Here is a 20645-nt window from a genome sequence, read left to right as displayed (position 1 = left end):
CTTTAGGGATTCTTTGTTATTAATGTTGTCTTTGCTAAACTATCTTTTTGTATCAAATGGACGTATTTCTGATTCAATATACTCACGCTGCTCTTCTAAAAATGGTGGGAGTGCTAAACTTTCACCTAAAGTTTCATATGGCTCGTCATCCATAAACCCTGGTCCATCTGTTGATACTTCTATTAAAATATGACCAATGCGTGCATATAGTGCCTCGAAATAAAATCTATCAACTAAACCTGAATTACCTATACCAGCTGCTTTATATTTTTCTAACCACTGTTCAATTGCTTCATGATCTTTCAATCTAAATGATACGTGGTGCACTTCACCATAGCCTTGTCTTGCTTCAGGACCTTGAGTATCTTGTCTTAAAATAACTTGACCACCATTACCGCCTTCACCAACTTCTAAAATGGCTACGTTTTCTTCTTCAATAATTGCTTTCATACCATAAATTTCTTCTAAAATTTTCTTAAAATCATCAAAGTAACTTACAGTAATTTCAATTGGCCCTAAACCATAAATCGCTTTGTCAGTTGGTACTGGCCCATTTTTCCATGGTTTACCAGGTGCAACGCCTTCATTATCCTCATCAGATACAAGTTGATAACTTTGTCCGTCTTCTTCTTCAAATGGTAATACTTTTGTGCCAAATAATTCTTGTATACCTTCATGTTGCACTCCGAACTCATTAAAACGTTGTTCATAGTATTCAAGAGCCGCGTCATTAGGTACTCTGAATGATGGACGTGTAATGGAGTTTGTACCAGGTGCACCTTTAGGTACATTAGGAAAATCGAAGAATGTCATATCTGTACCTGGAGAACCTTCATCATCCGCAAAAAATGTGTGATAGGTATATATATCGTCTTGGTTAACTGTTTTCTTAACAAGTCTCATGCCTAGAATTTCAGTGAAAAATTTATAGTTTCTTTCAGCGTCATCTGTCATAGCTGTTACGTGGTGAATGCCCAATAATTGATTATTTGTCATAGTAAAACTCCTCTTTATAATTTTACCTCGATTTCGAAGTAATTTAAGTTAAAATTTTAAGCGCTACTACTATTCTATAGGTTGAGCACTTAGTTTTTTTAAAGCTTGTTGCAATACAGTTATTTCATCATCAGTTAATACTGAAAATGTTGATTCTAATGTTGAAGCATGATCAGGAAAAATTTCATCCATCATTGCATAGCCTTTTTCAGTTAATGATGCGTTCGTCACACGTTTATCTTGTTCATCTCGTTGCCTAATGACGCATCCTTTTTCTTCAAGTTTATCCACAACATAGGTAATACTACTACTTGCAATAAGTACTCTATTACCAATACGCTGTATCGGTTGGTCGCCTTTGTTATAAAGTAATTCCATAACTGCAAATTCAGTTACATTTAAACCATGCCTTTGGACATCTTTTCTAACAATCTTCATTAAATGATCTACCGTTCGATTTAAACCAACAAATGAATTTAAAGATTCTTTTGTACGATTCATTGGAATCACCAACTTTCCGAATTTTATTTCGAATTCGAGATAAATTATAACCCCTCTTTCCAAATTAGTCAATGATTTAGTATAAAAAATATACTCTCGATTTCTGAATATTCTTCTTTACGGTATTTACGGTTTATTATTTCTGATTTTCTAACTAACTATGGCTACTTACTATTATATAAAAATAAAGTATGTCGTTTTCAGAAGGAACATAAGTGGTATGCATAGAGTGTGGAGGTGTCAAACATTGAATCAATTATTTATAAACAATGAATTTATAGAAAGTAAATCAACAGACACGATGGACGTTATTAACCCTGCAACTGGAGAAAAGATAGATACGATAACTTTTGCAACTGAGAATGATGTTAATGATGCAGTTGCTAAATCAAAACAAGCGCAATTAGAATGGGAACAAACACCAGAACCTACACGCGCAGATCACGTTAAGTTATTAATTCCCCTACTCGAAGAAAACAAAGATGAACTTGCAACATTATATGTTAAAGAACAAGGTAAAACGCTCGCATCTGCGAAAGGAGAAATAGATAAAGCAATACACTTTATTGATTATATGACAAGCTTAAGCATGAACAATAAAGGTGAAGTTTTACAGAACACTAGAGAGAACGAGACTATCTTACTAACTAAAAAGCCAATTGGTGTTACTGCTGGTATCGTTCCATGGAATGCACCTATTATGGTATTAATGAGAAAAGTCATCCCTGCGATTATCACAGGTTGTTCTGTCGTTATTAAACCGAGTGAAGCGACTTCATTAATCACATTGAAAATTGCAGAACTTATTCGTGCTTCCACAATACCAGCTGGACTTGTCCAAATACTTCCTGGTACAGGTGAAACAGTAGGTACTCAATTAGCACAACATCCTGATATCCAACTCATTTCGCTTACGGGGAGTATGAGAGCTGGCAAATCAGTATACGCTGAAAGTGCCAACACAGTTAAAAAGGTGAATTTAGAACTTGGTGGTAATGCTCCTGTACTAGTAACGCCTAATGCTAACTTAGATAAAGCTGTTGATTATATTGTTACAGCCAGAATCAATAACGCCGGACAAGTATGTACATGTCCTGAACGTATTTTTGTACACGAAGACGTTCACAAAGATTTTATAAATAAATTAAAAGCCAAAATGGAACAATTAACAGTGGGCGATCCATTTGATGAAACCACTGATTACGGCGCGATCATTAATCAACAACAACTTGATAGTATTGATGAAAAAGTACAAAACGCCGTAAAAAATGGTGCTACTTTAATTACGGGTGGACATAAGATAGAACGCTCCGGTTTCTTCTATGAACCGACTATTTTAGATAACGTAAACAGTGAAGATGAAGCATTTAAAAATGAAATTTTCGGACCTGTTTTACCTATCGTAACTTATCAAGATTTTGATACTGCAATTGCTCAAGCCAATGATACAAATGCTGGCTTATCATCCTTTATCTTCTCAGAAAATTTAAAAGAAATTATGTTAGCCACTGAAAAGCTTAAGTTTGGTGAAGTTTATGCAAATTGTGAAGCCGAAGAAGTAGTAAACGGTTTCCACGCAGGTTGGAGAGAATCCGGTATTGGTGGCGCCGATGGTGTACACGGTTTAGAAGAATACTACAACACAACTGTTTCCTATATAAGATATGACTAAAAACATAACACGAGAAACTTTAAAACAATTATCTTTTTTAATAAAATAAACCTATTGCGCAAAATCATATTCTAGTATAGCAAACCCCCTGAGATATTTTCGGTCTCAGGGGGTTGCTAATGTTATTCATTTAATGCTTTATCTAATGATTTTATGTTTTGTTTCATTAAGGATTGATAAGTAATATTGCTCTCTTTACTTTCTTCTTTTGAAAGTGTTGCCATATTGTGAAAGCTTAAGGGTGTTGAATTAGATTCTTTCTGTATTACATCCGTAACTTTAGATGAAATATTTTGTTCATAAAGTACATAAGGTTGTTTAGTCTGTTTGATATTGTTAACAATATTCATCAAGTCTCTTTGACTAGGTTCTTCGTTATTCATACCGCTGACACCTTCTTGTTTAAATCCATAACGATTTGATAAATAACCAATAGAGTCGTGAGAAATCACTACAGTATCACGCTTTGGATGCTCTGTTATTTTAGTTAGGCTTTGGTTTATGTCATTTAAGTCATCAACAACTTGTTTGTAATTGTTCTCATAATAAGTTTTATGTTGAGGGTCTTTTTTCACTAAATCATCTTTGATTGATTTCACCATTTTTTTATTTAGAACTGGATCTAGCCAAACATGTGGGTCTTCACTGCCTTCTTCATGATTATGCCCGTCCGCTTCGTGGTCATGGTCATGTCCTTCATGTTCGTGTTCATGATTTACAACTAGATCATCATGCGTAAAGTTAGCCGTTAATGCTAATTTTAAATCCTTATTATTAATAGAACCTGCGATTTTTTTAGCAACTGGATCCATCTCTTTGTTAGAATAGATAAATAAATCACCTTTTGCAATATTGACCATTTCTTTTTGTGTTGGTTCAAAAGTATGCATATCGGCGCCTGGTGGATAGATAGATTCTACATCTACGTATTTACCGCCTATTTGCTCAGTAAAACTTTGAAACGCAAATGCCGTAGTATAAATTTTAAGTTTATTCTTTGAATTGACGTCTTTGTTTTCGCCTTTATTGATATTACCACATGCACTCAACATCACGACAACTACACATGCCATAATGAGTATTATACTTTTCCTCAAAAAACGCCCCTCCAAATCGAAATTATTCCGTTAAAACTATAAACTTATTTTTAGGATATTTCAATGGTTTTTACTTAATCTACTAATATTCTTTTTTATTCACGACTCGTTTTGTTTAATAATCACTAAAATGTGATATTTAATATATATGACTTATAATTAGGAGAGATAGTATGGCTGAAATCAAACAAGGTTCAAACAAGTTTTATATTGGTGACGACGAAAATAACCCACAAGCACAAATCACTTTCCAACCTCAAGGAGATAACCAAATCAATATTGATCACACAGGTGTGCCTGATGAATTAGGCGGTCAGGGCATCGGTTCACAATTAGTAAAATCTGTAGTTGATTATGCACGCGAGAATAACTTAAAAGTTGTCGCTTCTTGTCCATTCGCCAAAAGTGTGATTGAAAAGAATGATGAATACCAAGATGTATACGCAGGTTAAAGTTTAATAACCAATCAATCAAATAGGATTACATGTGATTGATGTGGTATACATTTATGTAATTTATATACAATTAAAAGGTGAAACTAAGTATAAAATTAATGCCTTAGTTTCACCTTTTTTATTATGTTGCTTATTAATTAAATCAATCATAATACGCATTAATATACTTACGAACAAAGCCTTAACCATTTTGAAGTAAATACATATTATGATAAATCCCTTTTTGCGCAATTAGTTGCTCGTGGGTGCCACGTTCGACTATCTCGCCTCGGTTTAACACAAATATCTGGTCTGCATCTTGAATTGTAGATAACCGATGGGCTATCGCTAACGTTGTTCGACCTTTACGCATTTCATTTAATGATTGTTGTATTTGTTCTTCAGTCTCAGAATCAATGTTGGCAGTTGCTTCGTCTAAAATCAAAATTTTAGGATCCGTAGCAATTGTTCTAGCAAATGCAATTAACTGCCTTTGACCACTTGAAAAAGCGCTACCCTTTTCAATTACTTTGTGCTGATATTGTTCAGGTAGTTGCTCAATAAAACGATTAGCATGAACAAATTCTGCTGCTACCTTCACTTGTTCATACGTCATTGTAGGATGATATAATTTTATATTAGACGCTATAGTTCCATAAAAGATAAATGCATCTTGTAATACTAAGCCTATCTTTTCTTTTAATTCTGCTTTGGGTATTGTCTTGATAGAATGTCCGTCTATCTTAATATCTCCTCGTTGATATTCATAAAATCTCATAAACAAGTTGATGATTGAACTTTTACCAGATCCCGTATGACCAACAAGTGCTATCATTTCACCAGGATTTGCAGTAAAATTAATATCTTTTAGTACATCTGTATTACCATCATAACTAAAACTTATATTTTCAAACTCTATTTTGCCGGGTCCTATACAATTTGACGCTATTTCATCTTGTTGTGGTTCATAATTATTATCATCAATTAATGCAAAAACTCTACTTGCTGAGACAAGCGCTTGCTGTAAAATATTTAGATTTTGGCTCACTTGATTAATCGGTTCAAAAAAGCGTTCCATGTATTGAATAAATGCAAAAACTACACCCGCTGTCACACCTGTCGTAAAACTAATTACTCCGAAATAACCAAGAATCATTACAATAGCAAAGATTGAGATAGAACTGATAGCTGGTCTTAACAATAAGCTGTCTAGTTTCACAGTTTTTAACATATATTGATAATGCTCATCATTAATTTGATTAAATTCTTTATTTAAGCGTTTTTCTTGATTAAAAGCTTGTATAATTCTCATACCTTCAATTGACTCTGCTAATTTTGAATTCAAATCAGACAAACGCTGCCTTGATTTTGAAAATAAATACGCTGAATACTTACGATAAGTAGACAAAATCACAAAAATAATTGGCAAAAAGACAAGTGCTATCAAAGCTAATTTAACGTCTAGTACAAACATCATGACATAACTAGATATCATCATAAATAATGCCATAATAAAAGTTGAAAACACGCCAACAATCATATCCACGATGGTTTCCGTATCATTTGTTAATCGTGAGACAATACTTCCACTTGGTACTTCATCAAAATATTTCATACCTAATTTCCCTAGTTTATTAAAGGCGTCAATTCTCAATTGTTGTATCACTTTAAAGGCTAAATATTGAAAAAGGTATTGGCTAAAATAAAGTGTTAATGCGCCAATTATTTGTACACCTAAGAAAATAACAATGAGCCAAATCATACTACCTCTTGGAAAATTTTGCGGTGTTAAATAATCATCGATAAATATTTTTACCATATAGGGCGTCATCATACTTGCAACAGTTGCTATGATCAATGTTAGGAACGCCAAGGCAATAATCCACTTATAGGGTAATGTATATTTAAACAACCTTATCAACACACTACCTTGATCTTTAGCCGTTAAGTTAGCGTGTTCGTATTCAGTCATCTTCATCATCCCCTTTCGTAAGATTGTCTAAGTCGCGTGACAGTTTGGCTTGTAATGCTTGAGCTTGATATGTTTCATAATACCAGCCTCGTTGTTGCATTAATGATTCATGGTGACCACGCTCAATTATTTTTCCTTCATCCATAACAATAATAAGATCAGCATGTTTCACGGCGCTCATACGATGTGCTGTTATAATATTAGTTTTAAACTTTCTCAAATGTTCTAAGTTCTCTAATATTACTTCTTCAGTTTGTGCATCAACAGCAGATAATGAATCATCCAAAATCAATACCTCAGGATTTAACAATAAAGCTCTGGCAATAGAAACACGTTGCTTCTGACCACCTGATAATGATACGCCCCGTTCCCCGACAATTGTTTGATATCCATTAGTAAAATGCATAATATCATCGTGGATATGACTTAATCGACTCACTTCATATATTTGTTCATCCTCTATAGTTTCGTTGCTAAACGCGATATTATTTCTAATCGTGGTAGAAAATAAGAAGTGTTCTTGTGGCACATAACCAAATTGCGTTCTTAATAATTCAACTTTATAATCACTCAATGGATGACCGCCATACGTTATATCTTGAGCATGTTTAGTGTCAAACTCTCTCAACAATAGTCTTATCAATGTACTTTTACCTGAACCTGTTCGCCCAACAATACCTACTGTGGTACCTTGTTCAATTGTAAAATGAATATCATATACACCTTGTTTATCATTACCCGGGAAATTAAATCGATTGATATTAAACTGAATATCGCCTTGAGGACTTTTATCAATTTTATAATGCGTATCGATACCATTAGGTAAGTTTCCAATTTCATCTATACGTTCATAAGAAGCTTTCGCTCTTTGCACAATGTTAAAAAATAATCCCAACGCTAACAACGGCCATACTAACATCCCGAGATACGTCGTAAACGTTATGAGTTGCCCTAAGCTTATCTCATTACGAAAGACCATTTGTGCGCCAAACGCAATAGATAAAAAGTAACTTGTACCAATAACTAGCGTAATTGTCGGGTCAAATAATGCGTCTATTTTAGATACTTTCAGATTTTTATCTACTACATCATCGCTTAAATCTTTAAAGTCTGCTTGGTCACTTGATTCATACCCAAATGTTTTAGTAACTTTAATACCAGCAACACTTTCTTGTGTCTTATCATTTAATTTACTAAATGCAGCTTGAGCCTTTTTAAATCCTTTACTTAAAAGCGATCCATAAAAACTTGTTAATAACACCATAAATGGTAATGGTATCATAGCAATTAATGTGAGTTTCCAACTTACTGTTATAGCCATCGTTATAACAACAGTGCCCCCTGTTATCAATGAATCAGCAATCATGAGGATTCCAGCACCTGCAGCATTTTGTACAGCTCGGATATCATTTGTAGCATGTGCCATTAAATCTCCTGTACGTCTATTTTGGAAAAATATAGCACTCATATCGGTATACTTGCTGAAAAGATATGTCCTTAATATTTGACCTAACTTTTGACTCGTTCCGAATATAGACAACCTCCATACATATCTAAGTACATAAGTTAATATGGCAACTACAATTAATATAGCTAAATAAATCATTAATAACTTAGGTGTTAATTTATGTGTCGTCATTTGATCTATCGTACGCCCGATAATCTGTGGTGGCACAATTTCAATTAATGCAATTAACAATAATGTACCTAAACCAATGATATAACTCAGTTTTTGCTGTTTAAAAAACCATCCCAATTTCCAAAATACTTTCATCCCCTCACCCCCAATGATGTTTTTATTCTATGTTCTCATATCTTACCACACGAAGATATATGTAAATAGAATGGATATTTTACACATCAATTCCACTTACTGTTCACTAAAAAACGGAAACATGAAATCTATACAAATGCGTTGGAGTTCACGTTTCCGTTTTCTATTAGTAAAGTTAAGCTAAAAACGTATGATTTATACCGAGTTTGTGCCACTTAAAATTAATTTGAATTTCTTCTTTGTTGTTCTTGAAACTCATAAAAAACTTGGAACAGCATGATAAGCATCGCTGGATTATATGTTTTAGTTTCAATATACAAATCATGTCTCGAGGCTAATTTAAAACGTTCTGATTTAGTTTGCATCAATTTGTAATGACCATCAGAGACAGTAACACTTCTTGAAAAGAATCCAGATTGGAATTTTAATATATCCCCTTTATCACCTTCGAACTGCATAGATGGTTTAAATCCCATCTTAGAGCGAAAAATTCCAATCTTCTCACCGTTCTTTTCTACTTGCCATACTGTTTTAAACGGTGTTTTAATCGCACCACTAATTGTTCTTTCTTGTAAAATTCGAAAAGTATCATGGCCATCTGTGATTTCAAAGTTCTGTTTACTATTACCAAACAAAGCCATCGCTTCCTGTCCCGCAGATGTATAAAATAATTGTAATTTAAAAGCTACTTCCTTAGTATCGTCATATATATCGATTATAGACTTTGATGCATTAAAAAAGTTTTCTTTAAAATAATAGTGTTTCATATTTAACAGTCCTATCTATGTATTTACTGACGTAACGTTATATCCATTTTATACAAGATATACACTATTTGAAAAGTAATATTACGCTAAGCATTTTTCATTGACTAAGTATACTTTTTATACTAAAGTAATACTTGTAATTAATTAAAATACAAGTATTCGATAAGGAGTAGGACGATGTCTTTTCACGATAATCAATCCATTCAAGTCACTAATATTACTTTGAACGTTGCTGATTTAAAAAAAATGACCACTTTTTATACACAAATTTTAGGTTTAGCTATCAAATCAGAAACAAATACAGTCGTTACTTTCAATATAGGAAGTAATGGTCACACCTTAACGTTACAGGAAATCAATAATGGTAGACGTCCTTCTATTAGGGAATCAGGGCTATTCCATATCGCCTTATTATTACCTAATAGACAAGATTTAGGTAACTTTTTATATCATGCTGCAAGTTTAGGCGTACAAATTGGTGGAGGAGACCATCTAGTTAGTGAAGCGTTGTATTTCGCTGACCCTGAAGGTAATGGTATCGAAATCTATGATGATAGACCTAAAGAAAATTGGCTATGGGAAGATAATAAAGTCAAAATGGATACTCTTGGGGTAGACGTCGATGACCTAGTGGCACAACGTAGTGAGACTGGTTGGCAAGGCATGCCAGATAATGCAAAAATTGGTCATTTACATTTGAAAGCAGTCAACTTGGATGAATCAGAAGATTTCTATATAAATAAACTAGGACTTGAGCACATTTCTGATTTTCCTCAAGCGCTTTTCATGTCTATGAACCACTACCATCATCACATTGCTATCAATACATGGCAATCTAACATCGTACGTCAAGATAATGATAGCAGTCTTGGATTATCAAAAGTGTCAATTTACAAACCAAATGCGGATAGAGAACAATTCGTTGGATCAGAAGGCTTTGAAATTATTATACACAGCAATGAAAACTTAGTAGCAGATAAAAATTAACTTACTTGTAAAAAATAATTATTAAGGTAAAGTTAACATCAAATCAAAAAAGGAAGTGGGACTGTAATTCAATTTCAAAAATTACTATCCCACTTCCTTTTTATCGTTTATTCTAACCATTTAACGACATCAGTTTGCGGCTGACGTACTTTAGCTTTAGGTTCAGCTTCTCTGTATCCAAAAGCTACCATAACTGAAGGTGCAAAGTTTTCAGAATCAACAATGCCTTTTTCTGACAAGTATGCCGTAACAGCGTCTAAATCAAATCCTTCAATTGGACATGAATCTATATTTAGCAATGCTGCACTTGTCATCATATTACCAAGAGCAATATAAGTTTGTTTTCTCGCCCAATCTAGTAAAGATTGTGGTGTATCATTTATATGAAAACTAGTTTGGAAATTATCAAATTTTTGTTCTGTAGCAGGAATACTCTCTTCACTATATTGTTTAATATTTCGTATCATATGTTGTACATATGGTGATTGTGAAGTCACATTTTTACGTGCTAAAATCAAAACAAAATGGCTCGCCGTATCTAGTTGGCCTTGTGCTCCCCAACTGATTTCTTTAAGTTCATCTCTTATTTCACGATTTTGAACCACGACGAATTTCCACGGTTCTAACCCTAATGAACTTGGAGACAACCTTCCTGTCTCTAAGATGGTATTAAAATCACTATCAGAGATTTTTTTATTAGCGTCAAAACGTTTTGTTGCATGCCTAAAATTAAAAGCATTTAGCAGCGTTTGTTGCATTTGGTCCATAACTTTTATACCCTACCTTTCAATTTAAGTACTTTTAAGTATAGTCAAATTTCAAATCTTATTAAAACGATATGTTTATAAATTATGTGCTAAGATATGACAGTCTTTATTTGTCATTAATTTAATGGATGAAGTACTTTTTCTTCAATAGTAGTAAGCACACCCTGTTCATCATGAGATGGTGCCACATAATTAGCAACTTTGAATAATGTTTCATCTTCGCTATTTGCCATAACGTAACTATGCTTAGCTAGTTGCAACATGTCTAAATCATTATTGGCATCACCAAAAGCCATCAAATCTTCTTCATTTATTTCCCAATATTTTAAAAGTCGCTGTAAAGCACTGCCTTTAGTCATGCCTGGTATAATTAAATCAATACTATCACGACCACTAGACACTAATTTTAAATTTTCGCTAAATTTGTTACTTAAATCTTCATCTAATGATGGATGAGATTCCCTATTAATATTAAGTGCAATTTTTACATATTCATCCTTTGGTAAATCTTGAAAAGAATCTATTTCTTTTAGTTTACGATAATAGAAATGTGCATCTTTTTTAAATGCGTCTGTATTGTCTTTTAAAATATAGGCACTGTTTAGCCCACAAACAATTAAATTATTAATTCCACGGTCAATATTTAAATAGTCAATAATTGCTTGGTAAAAATCTCTGTCAAATGCCTGATAGTCGTATAAAGTATTACCTTCATAAATGACGGCCCCATTTTCAGCTACAAAGAACATGTCACGTTCGCCAAATATTGACTTTAATTTTGCATATTGATTGCCACTTGCTGCTATAAATTTAATATTTTGAGCTTTAAGTTGCTGGAATATCTTATCAAACCTTTGCTCATCATACATTTTATTTGAATCTAAAAACGTACCATCCATATCAACTGCGATTACTTTTATCATATTGTCCCCTCAAATCTTCCAATTTATATGTACGCCCTTTCATTATATCGACAATACTAATTGTTTCAAAGTAAACTTATGAACTCTATAACAATTACTAACATAATTGAGCGTAAATTATTTAAACTATATTTTTATTTTTCTCTACTTTCTCAAACTAAATTAAGTAAATACTATTCAATATAAGTAATATTTATATAAATTTCGTTTACGTAGCCTCACCTTGAAAAGTTATAGATTTAATTACTGTTAAAAATAAAATTTTAGCCTGTGACATGTTTATATCACAGGCTCACTAATTTTATATTTGTTTGATAAATTCTAAATACGTTTGTGTATTTTCCGCTAATTGACTCGGCGTAACCGTAAATGCACTGTATAATTTATGCGCACCTACATAATTTGCTTTTACAAAACGCGTTGTCGCAATCATTGGGCTGACTAATTCATCAATTGTAAATTGCACGTTACCTTCTGATGTATAAGCTTCAGGCACGCTTCCGATAGATATCGCTAATCCAATTTGCTTTCCTTTCAGCGCATTTCCTTGTGAGCCATATGCCCAGCCATGAGTAAATACTTCGTCTAAATATTGTTTTAATAATGGCGGACAACTGTACCAATACAATGGGTATTGAAAAATAATATGGTCGTGTGCTTCAAGCAATTTTTGTTCCTTTTCAATATCAATTTGACCGTGTGGGTATTCTGGGTAGATTTCGTGGACGGTTACCAATTCCTCATGTTGAGATAATTCATCTCTCCAAGCTTTATTAACAGTTGAATTATTAATATCTGGGTGTGCAACAATAACCAATGTAGACATAAAGTTCATTCCTCGTTTCATTACTAATTTAATAGCTTTATATTAAACTTCCCTTGTTCAAAAATAAACTGATATGCCTAAGAAAATAATTCATCCACTGTAACATTAAACTGTTTGGCTAATTTAAATGCTAACGTTAAAGAGGGGTCATATTTATCATTTTCAATCGCATTTATGGTTTGTCTTGAAACATTTAAATTTTTACTTAACGTTTCCTGTGATAAACCATTCTGCTTTCTATAAGTCTTTATTTTATTTTTCATTTGATCAACCTTTTTTAAGTGTATTTCTTTTTGGTCGTAAAATAGTTAAATACTAACAAAAATAAACCTATTAATATAAATATAATTTCAGGATAAGTTGATGTTAAAGCGCCCTCAGCATCAAACCAACCAAAAACTCTTAATAATAATAAAAATAGTAGTGAATATATAAGCCAAATAAAACTCTTCGCCAGAATCTCTATAAACATTTTACTTTGTCTTTCATCATACCGTGATTGTGATTTATTTTTATCTAAAGTTTCAGCTGGCAAAAATTTATTTGTAATGCAAGTCCAAAAGCAAGAAAATAGCAACACTCCTATGAACAACATAATATTCATAATTCCATCTCCTAAATGTAAAAAGTTTTTGACATAATTAATATAGAATAGCCTTCACCAAATGTCAAACTTCTTTTACATTCTACTATGATTTCATTTTTATTTATTAAAATAGATTATCTTCCCTATAACAAACTATAAGCCGAGACATTATGTCCCAGCAAAATTATTTTTTCTTATTCTTTTTTTCATAATATGGTATTAAAAATATTACAAAAATTGCGCAAAGAATGGCTACAATTGAACCTAAAGGCATAAATGCCCTCCTTATATTTGAGTAATTTATAACTAATTATTACACTAAGTACTGTTACTATAATATCATTACCAATATAACTAATTCTACAAACCAAAGTATTAAATGATAAAACAGACAACCTTAAAAAACATATAAAGAGCCTGAATTATTTATCCAGCCTCTTTACTTAATTGTCCATTTATGACATTAAACTACTTTTCTTTTTTATCATGAACTTTCGCAATATAATTGGTATTTTCTTTAATATCAAAAATTGTTAAGCCTTTAATGTCTTTTTGTTCACCAGGTATAATAATACTAATAATGTAAGAACAGATAAATGCAACACCAAATGAAATAATAGATACAAAGAATGGTGAGTTGCCACCGCCCATACCATTAAAGATATAAGCAAAAATAATTCCTAATATCAATCCTGCTATAACACCAAAAGTATTTGTTCTTCTTGTAAAAATCCCTACAGCAAACACACCTGCTAATGGTACGCCTACAAGTCCTGTAATTAATAAGAATAAATCCCATAGATCATTTGAATCAGAAGCTATCAAATAAATAGACATACCAAATCCAAATAGCCCAGAAATTATAATCATCCATCTTGCTGTTCTTACCTCATCTTTTTCTGCGCCTTTACCAAAGAATCTGTGTTTGATATCGACCGATAGACAAGCTGATATTGAGTTTAAACTCGATGAAATAGTAGACTGAGCTGCAGCAAATATCGCTGCAATTAATAACCCTGCAATAAATGGTGGCATTTCAGTAAGGATAAAATACGGAACGATTGAAGATGTATTAAATCCTTCGGGTAGTGAACTTTCGTGATTATAGAAAGAATATAACATCGTCCCCATACCATAAAATAGAGGAGCTGATATTAATGCTAATGCACCATTCATCCATAATGAATTTTTCGTTTCTTTCATAGACTCAGACGCCTGATAACGTTGTACAACATCCTGACTTGCTGTGTATTGATGTAAATTATTGAAAATATTACCTAGAAAAATAATTGGAATAGCCGCCGCTGCAGTGTTAAGTTTCCAATTATCTACGCTGATGACCTTTTTATGTTCAAGCGCATCGGATACAACCGTTCCCATGCCACCTTGAATATGCACGACACCTAAGATAATAATAGCTGCTGCGCCACCTAGTAAAATGACCCCTTGGATAAAATCGCTCCATACAACGCCTTCAAAACCACCTAAAAATGTATATAATATACATAAAATACCTACTAAACTTGCAACGACATACGGATTCATATCCGATACTGCTGTAATTGCAAGTGTCGGTAAATAAATAACAATTGCTACTCTCCCTAAATGAAAGAACACAAAAAGTAATGACCCAATAACACGGACACTAGGTCCAAATCTCGCTTCTAAATATTCATATGCCGATGTCACTTTTAACTTTTTGAAGAATGGTACATAAAAATAAATGAGTAATGGAATAATAGCGACAATTGCTATATTACCTGCTATATATGACCAGTCCGTCAAAAACGCCTTTTCAGGTGTCGACATAAAAGTAATTGCACTTAATGTTGTAGCATAAATAGAAAAGCCTACCGCCCAAGACGGTAATCTACCACTTGCAGTAAAAAAACTATCTGTATTTTGACTCGCGCGTTTCGTAAAATAAGCCCCAATTAATAACATAACGACAAGGTAAGCAATGACTGCTACCCAGTTCCAAGCACCAAATCCTACTTGCTGCATTTACTTCAACCCCTAACGTGATGTCTTATAAGTTATAGTCTTTGATTAACTTTGCTAATTTACTTCTATTCGTTTCATTAAATGGTTTAAACGGGCGTTTCGGTAAACCACCATCTATACCACGTGTCGCTAAAATTTCTTTTAATGTAGAATATATCCCCATAGATAGTACTGTCTCTATAATGTCATTTGTCTCGTGTTGAATTTGATAAGCCTCATCAATCGACCCGTTTTGTGCTTTATCAAATATTTGTCTTGCACGTTTACCATTTACGTTATACGTAGAACCGATAGCTCCATCTACACCTGAAATTGCAGCTTGTACAAGCATTTCATCAAATCCAGAAAGTATTAATTTATCAGGAAAAGCTTTACGTATACGTTCTAATAAGAAGAAGTTGGGAGCAGTATACTTAACACCAATTACTTTTTCATGATTAAAGAGTTCAGCAAATTGTTCAATAGAAATATTGACACCTGTAAGGTCAGGAATCGCATAAATAATCAAGTTATTTTGTGTTGCTTCAATTAGTTCAAAATAATAGTCTTTGATTTCCTCGAAAGTAAATGGATAATAAAATGGTGTGACTGCAGAAATAGCATCATAACCTAATTCTGTTGCGTATTTCCCTAATTCAATTGCTTCATTTAAATCTAAAGATCCTACTTGTGCAATCAATGTTACTTCGTCATTAACCGCTTCTTTTGCAACTTTAAATACTTGCTTCTTTTGCTCTTTGCTTAGTAAAAAGTTTTCCCCTGAACTGCCATTCACGTATAAACCGTCTAAGCCCTCAGTTTCAATTGCATTTTTAGCAATTTGTTGCAGTCCTTCTTCTTTCACTTCACCATGTTCATCAAATGGTACTAATAATGCTGCATACAAGCCTTTAAAATTCTCTTTCATAAATTTCCCTCCAACTTATGTTTATATATTTTGATTAACCCTTAAAATCCCTCTTGCTTTAAGTTAAAGCTAAAAATCTTTTCTATTTACAGTTCAAATTGTAAACGCTACCATTAACAGTAGCAATAGTATTTTGAAAATATTCATCACTTATATTAAATATCTATGAAAATATTTTTCATAGTTATTATAACTACACTTTTAAATTAAAAAGTGATACACATTAATGTAAATACTACGAATGGAGGTATGAATAATGACTAATTATAAAATAGCAATTGATGTCGGAGGTACTGATATTAAAGCGGCTGTATTAGATGAAAATTTAAAGTTCATAAATTATCAAAGAATACCTACTCCAAATAACATCAATGAATTCATTGCTGATGCAATCTTTGAACTTGTGTCTCATTTTAAAGAGATTTATAGAATACATCCTTTGCAAGTAGGCATTTCTAGTGCTGGTGTTATCAATGAAAAGAAAGGAACTGTGGTATATGCTGGCCCTACAATTCCAAACTTTATTGGTACAAACTTTCATCAGTTACTTTCACCACTAAATGCAGAAGTAAAAGTGTTTAATGATGTAAATGCAGCATTACTAGGAGAGCTTACTTTACATGATTATGATGCAGATAATATTTTTTGTCTGACATTGGGGACAGGTATAGGAGGCGCTTTTTACAATAGAGTTGGAGGCTTATACAACGGCAATCGTAATAGAGCAAACGAAATCGGTTATTTATTATATAAACCAAAAGACAGATTAACTTTTGAACAACGTGCTTCAACTAATGCCTTGAAATTTCTAATGAAAACACATGCGTTACCCTACTCAGATGATGTACCCAAACTCTTTGAATTGGCTGAGCAAGAAGATGCGTTGGCAATCTCCATTCTCGATCGCTGGAGTACGCATGTCGCGGAAGGAATTGCACAAATTCAAATCGTATATGATCCAGGATTAATTTTAATTGGTGGCGGTATATCTTCTCAAGGCGAAAAATTACTAAAATATATCATACCTAAAATCGAAGAATATTTACCACCAAATTATGGTCACGCAACAATACAAACAACTAAAACCAAAAACCATGCTTCATTATATGGTGCTGTATCAAGGTTTTTATAATAGTTGACATAAATTTTATTGTGGAAGCGAAACAAAACTAAATTTCATTATAAAATGAACTTATCGTTTCGCCTCCATTATTTTTATCAATACTCGTATATACAAATGCAATATCAACAGATTTGTATGTTGATATTGCATTAATTACTTTACGGTATATTTAATAAATTCACGTAACGTTGAAGCTATTCGTTTAATACGACTTTTTTGGTATGCTGATAGACATTATGCATATAGTCATCATCTAATAGTAAATAGCTGACAATATCAATTAAGAAAAGTGTCGCTATTTGTGTATTAATAAACCTTGTATCATTAATTCTAGATTGATCTGTGGTTATTAATACTAAATCTGCACTTTGCGTTAATGCACTGCCCTCGTAATTTGTAATAGCGACAACAAATGCGCCACGTTCATGAGCAACCTCGGCTGCCGCAATAAGTTCAGTAGTTTCTCCACTATTTGAAATAGCTACAAATGTATCTGAAGCTGTTAATAGTGATGCAAAAATTTTCATTTGGTGTGCATCTGTAGATACATTGCCTTTTAACCCCATACGCATCATGCGATAATAAAATTCAGTTGCAGACAAGCCAGAACTTCCTAGTCCAGCATAAATAATTTGTCTACTACGCATAATTTGATTTACCAAATTTTGAATTTTTTCATCAGAGATAAACTCCCCTGTCTGTTGAATAATATCTTGATGGTATTTATGAATACGTTGAATAAGCGGACTATTTTCTATAACGTTGTCCGTCATTTCTTGTTGTAAATTAAACTTTAAGTCTTGAAAGTTATCATAATCCAACTTATTACTAAAGCGTGTAATAGTAGCTGGTGATGTACCTATAGCATGCGCCAATGAATTAATCGTCGAAAAAGTATCATCAAATTGATTGTTTTGAATATATTCAACAATTTGCTTATCTGTTTTGGTAAATAAGTGACGATAGCGTTGCACACGATTTTCAAATTTCATTAGAATCCTCCCCTTTCAGATATAGACATACACTCAGTAAAAATGAAAATATTTTTCATAAAGATTAAATGTATTGATTATTATTTTCTCAATGTTATATTAAAATTACAAATCTAATGGAGTTTAATGATTTATTAAATTTATCAAAGTTATGGAGTGTATATTATGTTACCACAAGGATTAATTGTGTCATGCCAAGCATTACCTGATGAACCGCTTCACTCGTCATTTATCATGTCAAAAATGGCGTTAGCAGCGTACGAAGGCGGAGCTGTTGGTATCAGAGCAAATTCTAAAGAAGATATTATTGCGATTAAGCAAGAGGTCGATTTACCAGTAATTGGTATCGTCAAAAGGGACTATGATCATTCCGATGTTTTTATTACTGCTACTAGCAAAGAAATCGATGAATTAATTGAAAGCCAATGTGAAGTCATTGCTTTAGATGCTACAAAGCAAACACGCCCTAAAGAATCATTACAATCGCTTGTATCCTATGTCCGAGAAAAAGCGCCTCATATTGAACTTATGGCAGACATTTCAACTCTAGATGAAGCAATTAACGCTGATAAACTCGGTTTTGATTACATTGGCACGACATTACATGGTTATACGTCATATACTAAAGGTCATCTTTTATATGAAAATAACTTCCAATTTCTTAAAGATGTATTAACACATATCGATTCTAAAGTCATAGCTGAAGGCAATGTCATCACTCCTGATATGTTTAAAACTGTCACTGAATTAGGTGTACATTGTACTGTTGTTGGTGGCGCTATTACCCGCCCTAAAGACATTACCAAACGATTCATTGACGTTTTAAACACATAAAATTAAAGTGGTCGAGTCATCCAAGAGGAATGTCTCGACCACAAATATGATATAAATAGTTATTAAGTTAATAATATCAAAGAATCAGTTACTTGGTTTCTATTACACCGCTTCAGCAATAAATATTTTACGGTCTTCCCATTGATTCGTTTGTTCATTATAGTTGTCACACGTTATTAATGTAAGTTGTTGTTTCTGCGATTGATGTTCTTCAAGCACTTCTACCTCTTCTGGTTTCACGTCAAAAATTTCAACAATTTTATACTCATTTTTTTTATTTCCTGTTGTAAAATATACTTTACTCCCTACTTTTGCATCTGGTAAGTTTGAGAATTGATAATCTGAGCTACCTGTATAGGTATGGCCAGCAATCGCGATGTTTTGATCTTTTAATGATTCATCGGCTTCAGCAAAGCTGACACCTCTATTGAGTTGTTCAGGTGTAGCAGGCCCTGGATAGACCGGCGTTTTAATATCTGCCTCTGGTACGGCTAAATATCCGGCCATTTTTGTTTTATCTTTGGGGATTTCAACTTCTTGATTTTTATTGTCTAAAGTATCTTTATTATAATTTTCTATCTTTGTTTCATTATCTTTTTTAGTCAAATAATCATCAATATGTGGTTTAGCGAAAAGGTAAACCGCAACTAAAATAAGTAATACTCCCGCCACAGTAATCAGACGATTAACCCATTTCTTCATCCTTTTGTTTCTCCTTTTGAACAATTTCACATTTAAAAATTTACATCAAGTATAGCACAATTCATTAATTATATTCATTAATGACATTAATTTATATCTCTTTGTTAATTTTCATGACAAAAAATTGCACCTTTTTAAAAATAAGTGTTAAATAAGTCTAAGACATTTTATAAACGATTGTGGGGAATTTTCATGATAAGACAAGCAGTTAAATCAGATTTACCAAATATTTTAGACATCTACAATGATGCTATTTTAAATACTACAGCCGTGTACACCTATAACCCGCAAACACTTGAATCGCGAGAGGCTTGGTTTGAAAATAAATTAAAGAATAACGAGCCTATTTTTGTTTATGTGGAACGTGATGAAGCCGTTGCCTTTGCAACTTATGGTTCTTTTAGAGACTGGCCAGCTTACCAATATTCTATAGAACATTCAATTTATGTAAGTAAGCATCATAGAGGAAAAGGTATCGCTTCAAAATTATTACTAGAAATCATCCATCATGCACAAAAAAGTGGCTATAAAACATTAGTTGCTGGTATAGATGCTACAAATGATTATAGTATTTATCTACATAAAAAATTTAACTTCACGCATTCTGGTACGATTCAACAAGTAGGTTATAAATTCGATAAGTGGCTAGATCTTGCATTTTATCAGTTAGATTTAAATAATTTTGACAAGTAATATTTATTTTAAAGCATGTTTTTCAAAGATCAATATACTTCTGTTTAACACATATAACTTGGAATGGTACAAAAATCTAAGCTATCTA

Annotated in this window: 22 protein-coding genes; 6 read left to right on the top strand and 16 right to left on the bottom strand. The window is 32.7% G+C overall.

Translation table 11 applies throughout. The features are described from left to right. Positions 1-39 precede the first annotated feature (39 nt). Positions 40-996 carry a ring-cleaving dioxygenase MhqE gene (mhqE, locus tag J5E45_RS07890; protein ID WP_069792266.1) on the bottom strand — a complete coding sequence of 319 codons (957 nt, stop codon included), beginning with the start codon at positions 994-996 and terminating at the stop codon, positions 40-42. Between the two features lie 69 nt (positions 997-1065). Continuing rightward, positions 1066-1497, bottom strand: coding sequence for a MarR family winged helix-turn-helix transcriptional regulator (locus tag J5E45_RS07885; protein WP_039069529.1), 432 nt, complete (start codon positions 1495-1497; stop codon positions 1066-1068). A 220-nt stretch (positions 1498-1717) separates the two neighbouring features. Here J5E45_RS07885 and aldA point away from each other — a divergent pair, with 220 nt between their 5' ends. Continuing rightward, positions 1718-3169 carry an aldehyde dehydrogenase gene (aldA, locus tag J5E45_RS07880; RefSeq protein ID WP_039069528.1) on the top strand — a complete coding sequence of 484 codons (1452 nt, stop codon included), beginning with the start codon at positions 1718-1720 and terminating at the stop codon, positions 3167-3169. Positions 3170-3291: 122 nt separating this feature from the next. Here aldA and J5E45_RS07875 read toward each other — a convergent pair whose 3' ends face one another. Beyond that, positions 3292-4266, bottom strand: coding sequence for a metal ABC transporter solute-binding protein, Zn/Mn family (locus J5E45_RS07875; protein WP_208181982.1), 975 nt, complete (start codon positions 4264-4266; stop codon positions 3292-3294). A gap of 173 nt (positions 4267-4439) precedes the next feature. On the opposite strand from J5E45_RS07875, the gene J5E45_RS07870 reads away from it, so the two are divergent. Beyond that, the gene (locus J5E45_RS07870) at positions 4440-4718 is read left to right on the top strand and encodes a GNAT family N-acetyltransferase (RefSeq protein WP_039069526.1); all 279 of its coding nucleotides are present in this window, start codon (positions 4440-4442) and stop codon (positions 4716-4718) included. A gap of 184 nt (positions 4719-4902) precedes the next feature. On the opposite strand, the gene J5E45_RS07865 is transcribed toward J5E45_RS07870, so the two are convergent. From J5E45_RS07865 to J5E45_RS07855, 3 genes are all read right to left on the bottom strand, one after another. Continuing rightward, entirely contained in the window at positions 4903-6672 is a 1770-nt protein-coding gene (locus J5E45_RS07865) for an ABC transporter ATP-binding protein (protein ID WP_101093991.1), read from the bottom strand. Continuing rightward, complete coding sequence (locus J5E45_RS07860) at positions 6665-8446, bottom strand: ABC transporter ATP-binding protein (protein ID WP_208181980.1); 1782 nt, start codon at positions 8444-8446, stop codon at positions 6665-6667. Before J5E45_RS07860 ends, J5E45_RS07865 begins: the two co-directional genes overlap by 8 nt. A gap of 221 nt (positions 8447-8667) precedes the next feature. Then, positions 8668-9213: a tubby C-terminal domain-like protein gene (locus J5E45_RS07855; RefSeq protein ID WP_039069523.1), complete on the bottom strand. Its 546-nt coding sequence runs from the start codon at positions 9211-9213 to the stop codon at positions 8668-8670. Positions 9214-9390: 177 nt separating this feature from the next. Here J5E45_RS07855 and J5E45_RS07850 point away from each other — a divergent pair, with 177 nt between their 5' ends. Continuing rightward, positions 9391-10200 (top strand): VOC family protein, encoded by an 810-nt coding sequence (locus tag J5E45_RS07850; protein WP_039069522.1) that lies wholly within the window; start codon positions 9391-9393, stop codon positions 10198-10200. A gap of 107 nt (positions 10201-10307) precedes the next feature. On the opposite strand, the gene J5E45_RS07845 is transcribed toward J5E45_RS07850, so the two are convergent. The 8 genes from J5E45_RS07845 to J5E45_RS07810 form a co-directional block, all read right to left on the bottom strand. Continuing rightward, complete coding sequence (locus tag J5E45_RS07845) at positions 10308-10967, bottom strand: NAD(P)H-dependent oxidoreductase (RefSeq protein WP_107550034.1); 660 nt, start codon at positions 10965-10967, stop codon at positions 10308-10310. A gap of 116 nt (positions 10968-11083) precedes the next feature. Next, on the bottom strand, positions 11084-11890 hold the full coding sequence (locus J5E45_RS07840; RefSeq protein ID WP_039069520.1) for a Cof-type HAD-IIB family hydrolase: 807 nt from the start codon (positions 11888-11890) through the stop codon (positions 11084-11086). A gap of 301 nt (positions 11891-12191) precedes the next feature. Next, a complete protein-coding gene (locus J5E45_RS07835; protein ID WP_069792260.1) occupies positions 12192-12716 on the bottom strand; it encodes an NAD(P)H-dependent oxidoreductase in 525 nt (174 codons plus the stop codon). A 77-nt stretch (positions 12717-12793) separates the two neighbouring features. After that, a complete protein-coding gene (locus tag J5E45_RS07830) occupies positions 12794-12979 on the bottom strand; it encodes a helix-turn-helix transcriptional regulator (protein ID WP_101104795.1) in 186 nt (61 codons plus the stop codon). Positions 12980-12993: 14 nt separating this feature from the next. Next, positions 12994-13320, bottom strand: a complete 327-nt coding sequence (locus J5E45_RS07825; protein ID WP_119585044.1) for a hypothetical protein — start codon at positions 13318-13320, stop codon at positions 12994-12996. A 166-nt stretch (positions 13321-13486) separates the two neighbouring features. Beyond that, the gene (locus tag J5E45_RS07820; RefSeq protein WP_039069516.1) at positions 13487-13576 is read right to left on the bottom strand and encodes a hypothetical protein; all 90 of its coding nucleotides are present in this window, start codon (positions 13574-13576) and stop codon (positions 13487-13489) included. A gap of 194 nt (positions 13577-13770) precedes the next feature. Next, a complete protein-coding gene (locus tag J5E45_RS07815) occupies positions 13771-15306 on the bottom strand; it encodes a sodium:solute symporter family protein (RefSeq protein WP_208181978.1) in 1536 nt (511 codons plus the stop codon). Between the two features lie 25 nt (positions 15307-15331). After that, entirely contained in the window at positions 15332-16213 is an 882-nt protein-coding gene (locus J5E45_RS07810) for an N-acetylneuraminate lyase (RefSeq protein WP_039069514.1), read from the bottom strand. 256 nt (positions 16214-16469) lie between these two features. On the opposite strand from J5E45_RS07810, the gene J5E45_RS07805 reads away from it, so the two are divergent. Continuing rightward, positions 16470-17345: an ROK family protein gene (locus tag J5E45_RS07805; protein ID WP_208181976.1), complete on the top strand. Its 876-nt coding sequence runs from the start codon at positions 16470-16472 to the stop codon at positions 17343-17345. Between the two features lie 185 nt (positions 17346-17530). Here J5E45_RS07805 and J5E45_RS07800 read toward each other — a convergent pair whose 3' ends face one another. Next, positions 17531-18328: a MurR/RpiR family transcriptional regulator gene (locus J5E45_RS07800; RefSeq protein ID WP_039069512.1), complete on the bottom strand. Its 798-nt coding sequence runs from the start codon at positions 18326-18328 to the stop codon at positions 17531-17533. A 165-nt stretch (positions 18329-18493) separates the two neighbouring features. Here J5E45_RS07800 and J5E45_RS07795 point away from each other — a divergent pair, with 165 nt between their 5' ends. Next, entirely contained in the window at positions 18494-19162 is a 669-nt protein-coding gene (locus J5E45_RS07795) for an N-acetylmannosamine-6-phosphate 2-epimerase (RefSeq protein ID WP_039069511.1), read from the top strand. Positions 19163-19264: 102 nt separating this feature from the next. Here the strand turns inward: J5E45_RS07795 and srtA are convergent, their stop codons facing one another. Then, positions 19265-19864: a class A sortase SrtA gene (srtA, locus tag J5E45_RS07790; protein ID WP_039069510.1), complete on the bottom strand. Its 600-nt coding sequence runs from the start codon at positions 19862-19864 to the stop codon at positions 19265-19267. 192 nt (positions 19865-20056) lie between these two features. On the opposite strand from srtA, the gene J5E45_RS07785 reads away from it, so the two are divergent. Next, positions 20057-20557 (top strand): GNAT family N-acetyltransferase, encoded by a 501-nt coding sequence (locus J5E45_RS07785; RefSeq protein ID WP_039069509.1) that lies wholly within the window; start codon positions 20057-20059, stop codon positions 20555-20557. The last annotated feature ends 88 nt before the right edge of the window (positions 20558-20645 follow it).

It is taken from the genome of Staphylococcus shinii (genome assembly GCF_017583065.1).
In the GTDB taxonomy this organism is placed as follows: Bacteria; Bacillota; Bacilli; order Staphylococcales; family Staphylococcaceae; genus Staphylococcus; species Staphylococcus shinii.
Note: the sequence above shows the minus strand (reverse complement) of the source record. Positions and strands in the feature narration are given on the sequence as shown.

Bases quoted from the DNA above. Each gene is read 5' to 3' on its own strand.
- mhqE (WP_069792266.1), bottom strand. From the start codon at position 996: ATGACAAATAATCAATTATTGGGCATTCACCACGTAACAGCTATGACA.
- J5E45_RS07885 (WP_039069529.1), bottom strand. From the start codon at position 1,497: ATGAATCGTACAAAAGAATCTTTAAATTCATTTGTTGGTTTAAATCGA.
- aldA (WP_039069528.1), top strand. From the start codon at position 1,718: ATGCATAGAGTGTGGAGGTGTCAAACATTGAATCAATTATTTATAAAC.
- J5E45_RS07870 (WP_039069526.1), top strand. From the start codon at position 4,440: ATGGCTGAAATCAAACAAGGTTCAAACAAGTTTTATATTGGTGACGAC.
- J5E45_RS07865 (WP_101093991.1), bottom strand. From the start codon at position 6,672: ATGACTGAATACGAACACGCTAACTTAACGGCTAAAGATCAAGGTAGT.
- J5E45_RS07860 (WP_208181980.1), bottom strand. From the start codon at position 8,446: ATGAAAGTATTTTGGAAATTGGGATGGTTTTTTAAACAGCAAAAACTG.
- J5E45_RS07855 (WP_039069523.1), bottom strand. From the start codon at position 9,213: ATGAAACACTATTATTTTAAAGAAAACTTTTTTAATGCATCAAAGTCT.
- J5E45_RS07850 (WP_039069522.1), top strand. From the start codon at position 9,391: ATGTCTTTTCACGATAATCAATCCATTCAAGTCACTAATATTACTTTG.
- J5E45_RS07845 (WP_107550034.1), bottom strand. From the start codon at position 10,967: ATGGACCAAATGCAACAAACGCTGCTAAATGCTTTTAATTTTAGGCAT.
- J5E45_RS07840 (WP_039069520.1), bottom strand. From the start codon at position 11,890: ATGATAAAAGTAATCGCAGTTGATATGGATGGTACGTTTTTAGATTCA.
- J5E45_RS07835 (WP_069792260.1), bottom strand. From the start codon at position 12,716: ATGTCTACATTGGTTATTGTTGCACACCCAGATATTAATAATTCAACT.
- J5E45_RS07830 (WP_101104795.1), bottom strand. From the start codon at position 12,979: ATGAAAAATAAAATAAAGACTTATAGAAAGCAGAATGGTTTATCACAG.
- J5E45_RS07825 (WP_119585044.1), bottom strand. From the start codon at position 13,320: ATGAATATTATGTTGTTCATAGGAGTGTTGCTATTTTCTTGCTTTTGG.
- J5E45_RS07820 (WP_039069516.1), bottom strand. From the start codon at position 13,576: ATGCCTTTAGGTTCAATTGTAGCCATTCTTTGCGCAATTTTTGTAATA.
- J5E45_RS07815 (WP_208181978.1), bottom strand. From the start codon at position 15,306: ATGCAGCAAGTAGGATTTGGTGCTTGGAACTGGGTAGCAGTCATTGCT.
- J5E45_RS07810 (WP_039069514.1), bottom strand. From the start codon at position 16,213: ATGAAAGAGAATTTTAAAGGCTTGTATGCAGCATTATTAGTACCATTT.
- J5E45_RS07805 (WP_208181976.1), top strand. From the start codon at position 16,470: ATGACTAATTATAAAATAGCAATTGATGTCGGAGGTACTGATATTAAA.
- J5E45_RS07800 (WP_039069512.1), bottom strand. From the start codon at position 18,328: ATGAAATTTGAAAATCGTGTGCAACGCTATCGTCACTTATTTACCAAA.
- J5E45_RS07795 (WP_039069511.1), top strand. From the start codon at position 18,494: ATGTTACCACAAGGATTAATTGTGTCATGCCAAGCATTACCTGATGAA.
- srtA (WP_039069510.1), bottom strand. From the start codon at position 19,864: ATGAAGAAATGGGTTAATCGTCTGATTACTGTGGCGGGAGTATTACTT.
- J5E45_RS07785 (WP_039069509.1), top strand. From the start codon at position 20,057: ATGATAAGACAAGCAGTTAAATCAGATTTACCAAATATTTTAGACATC.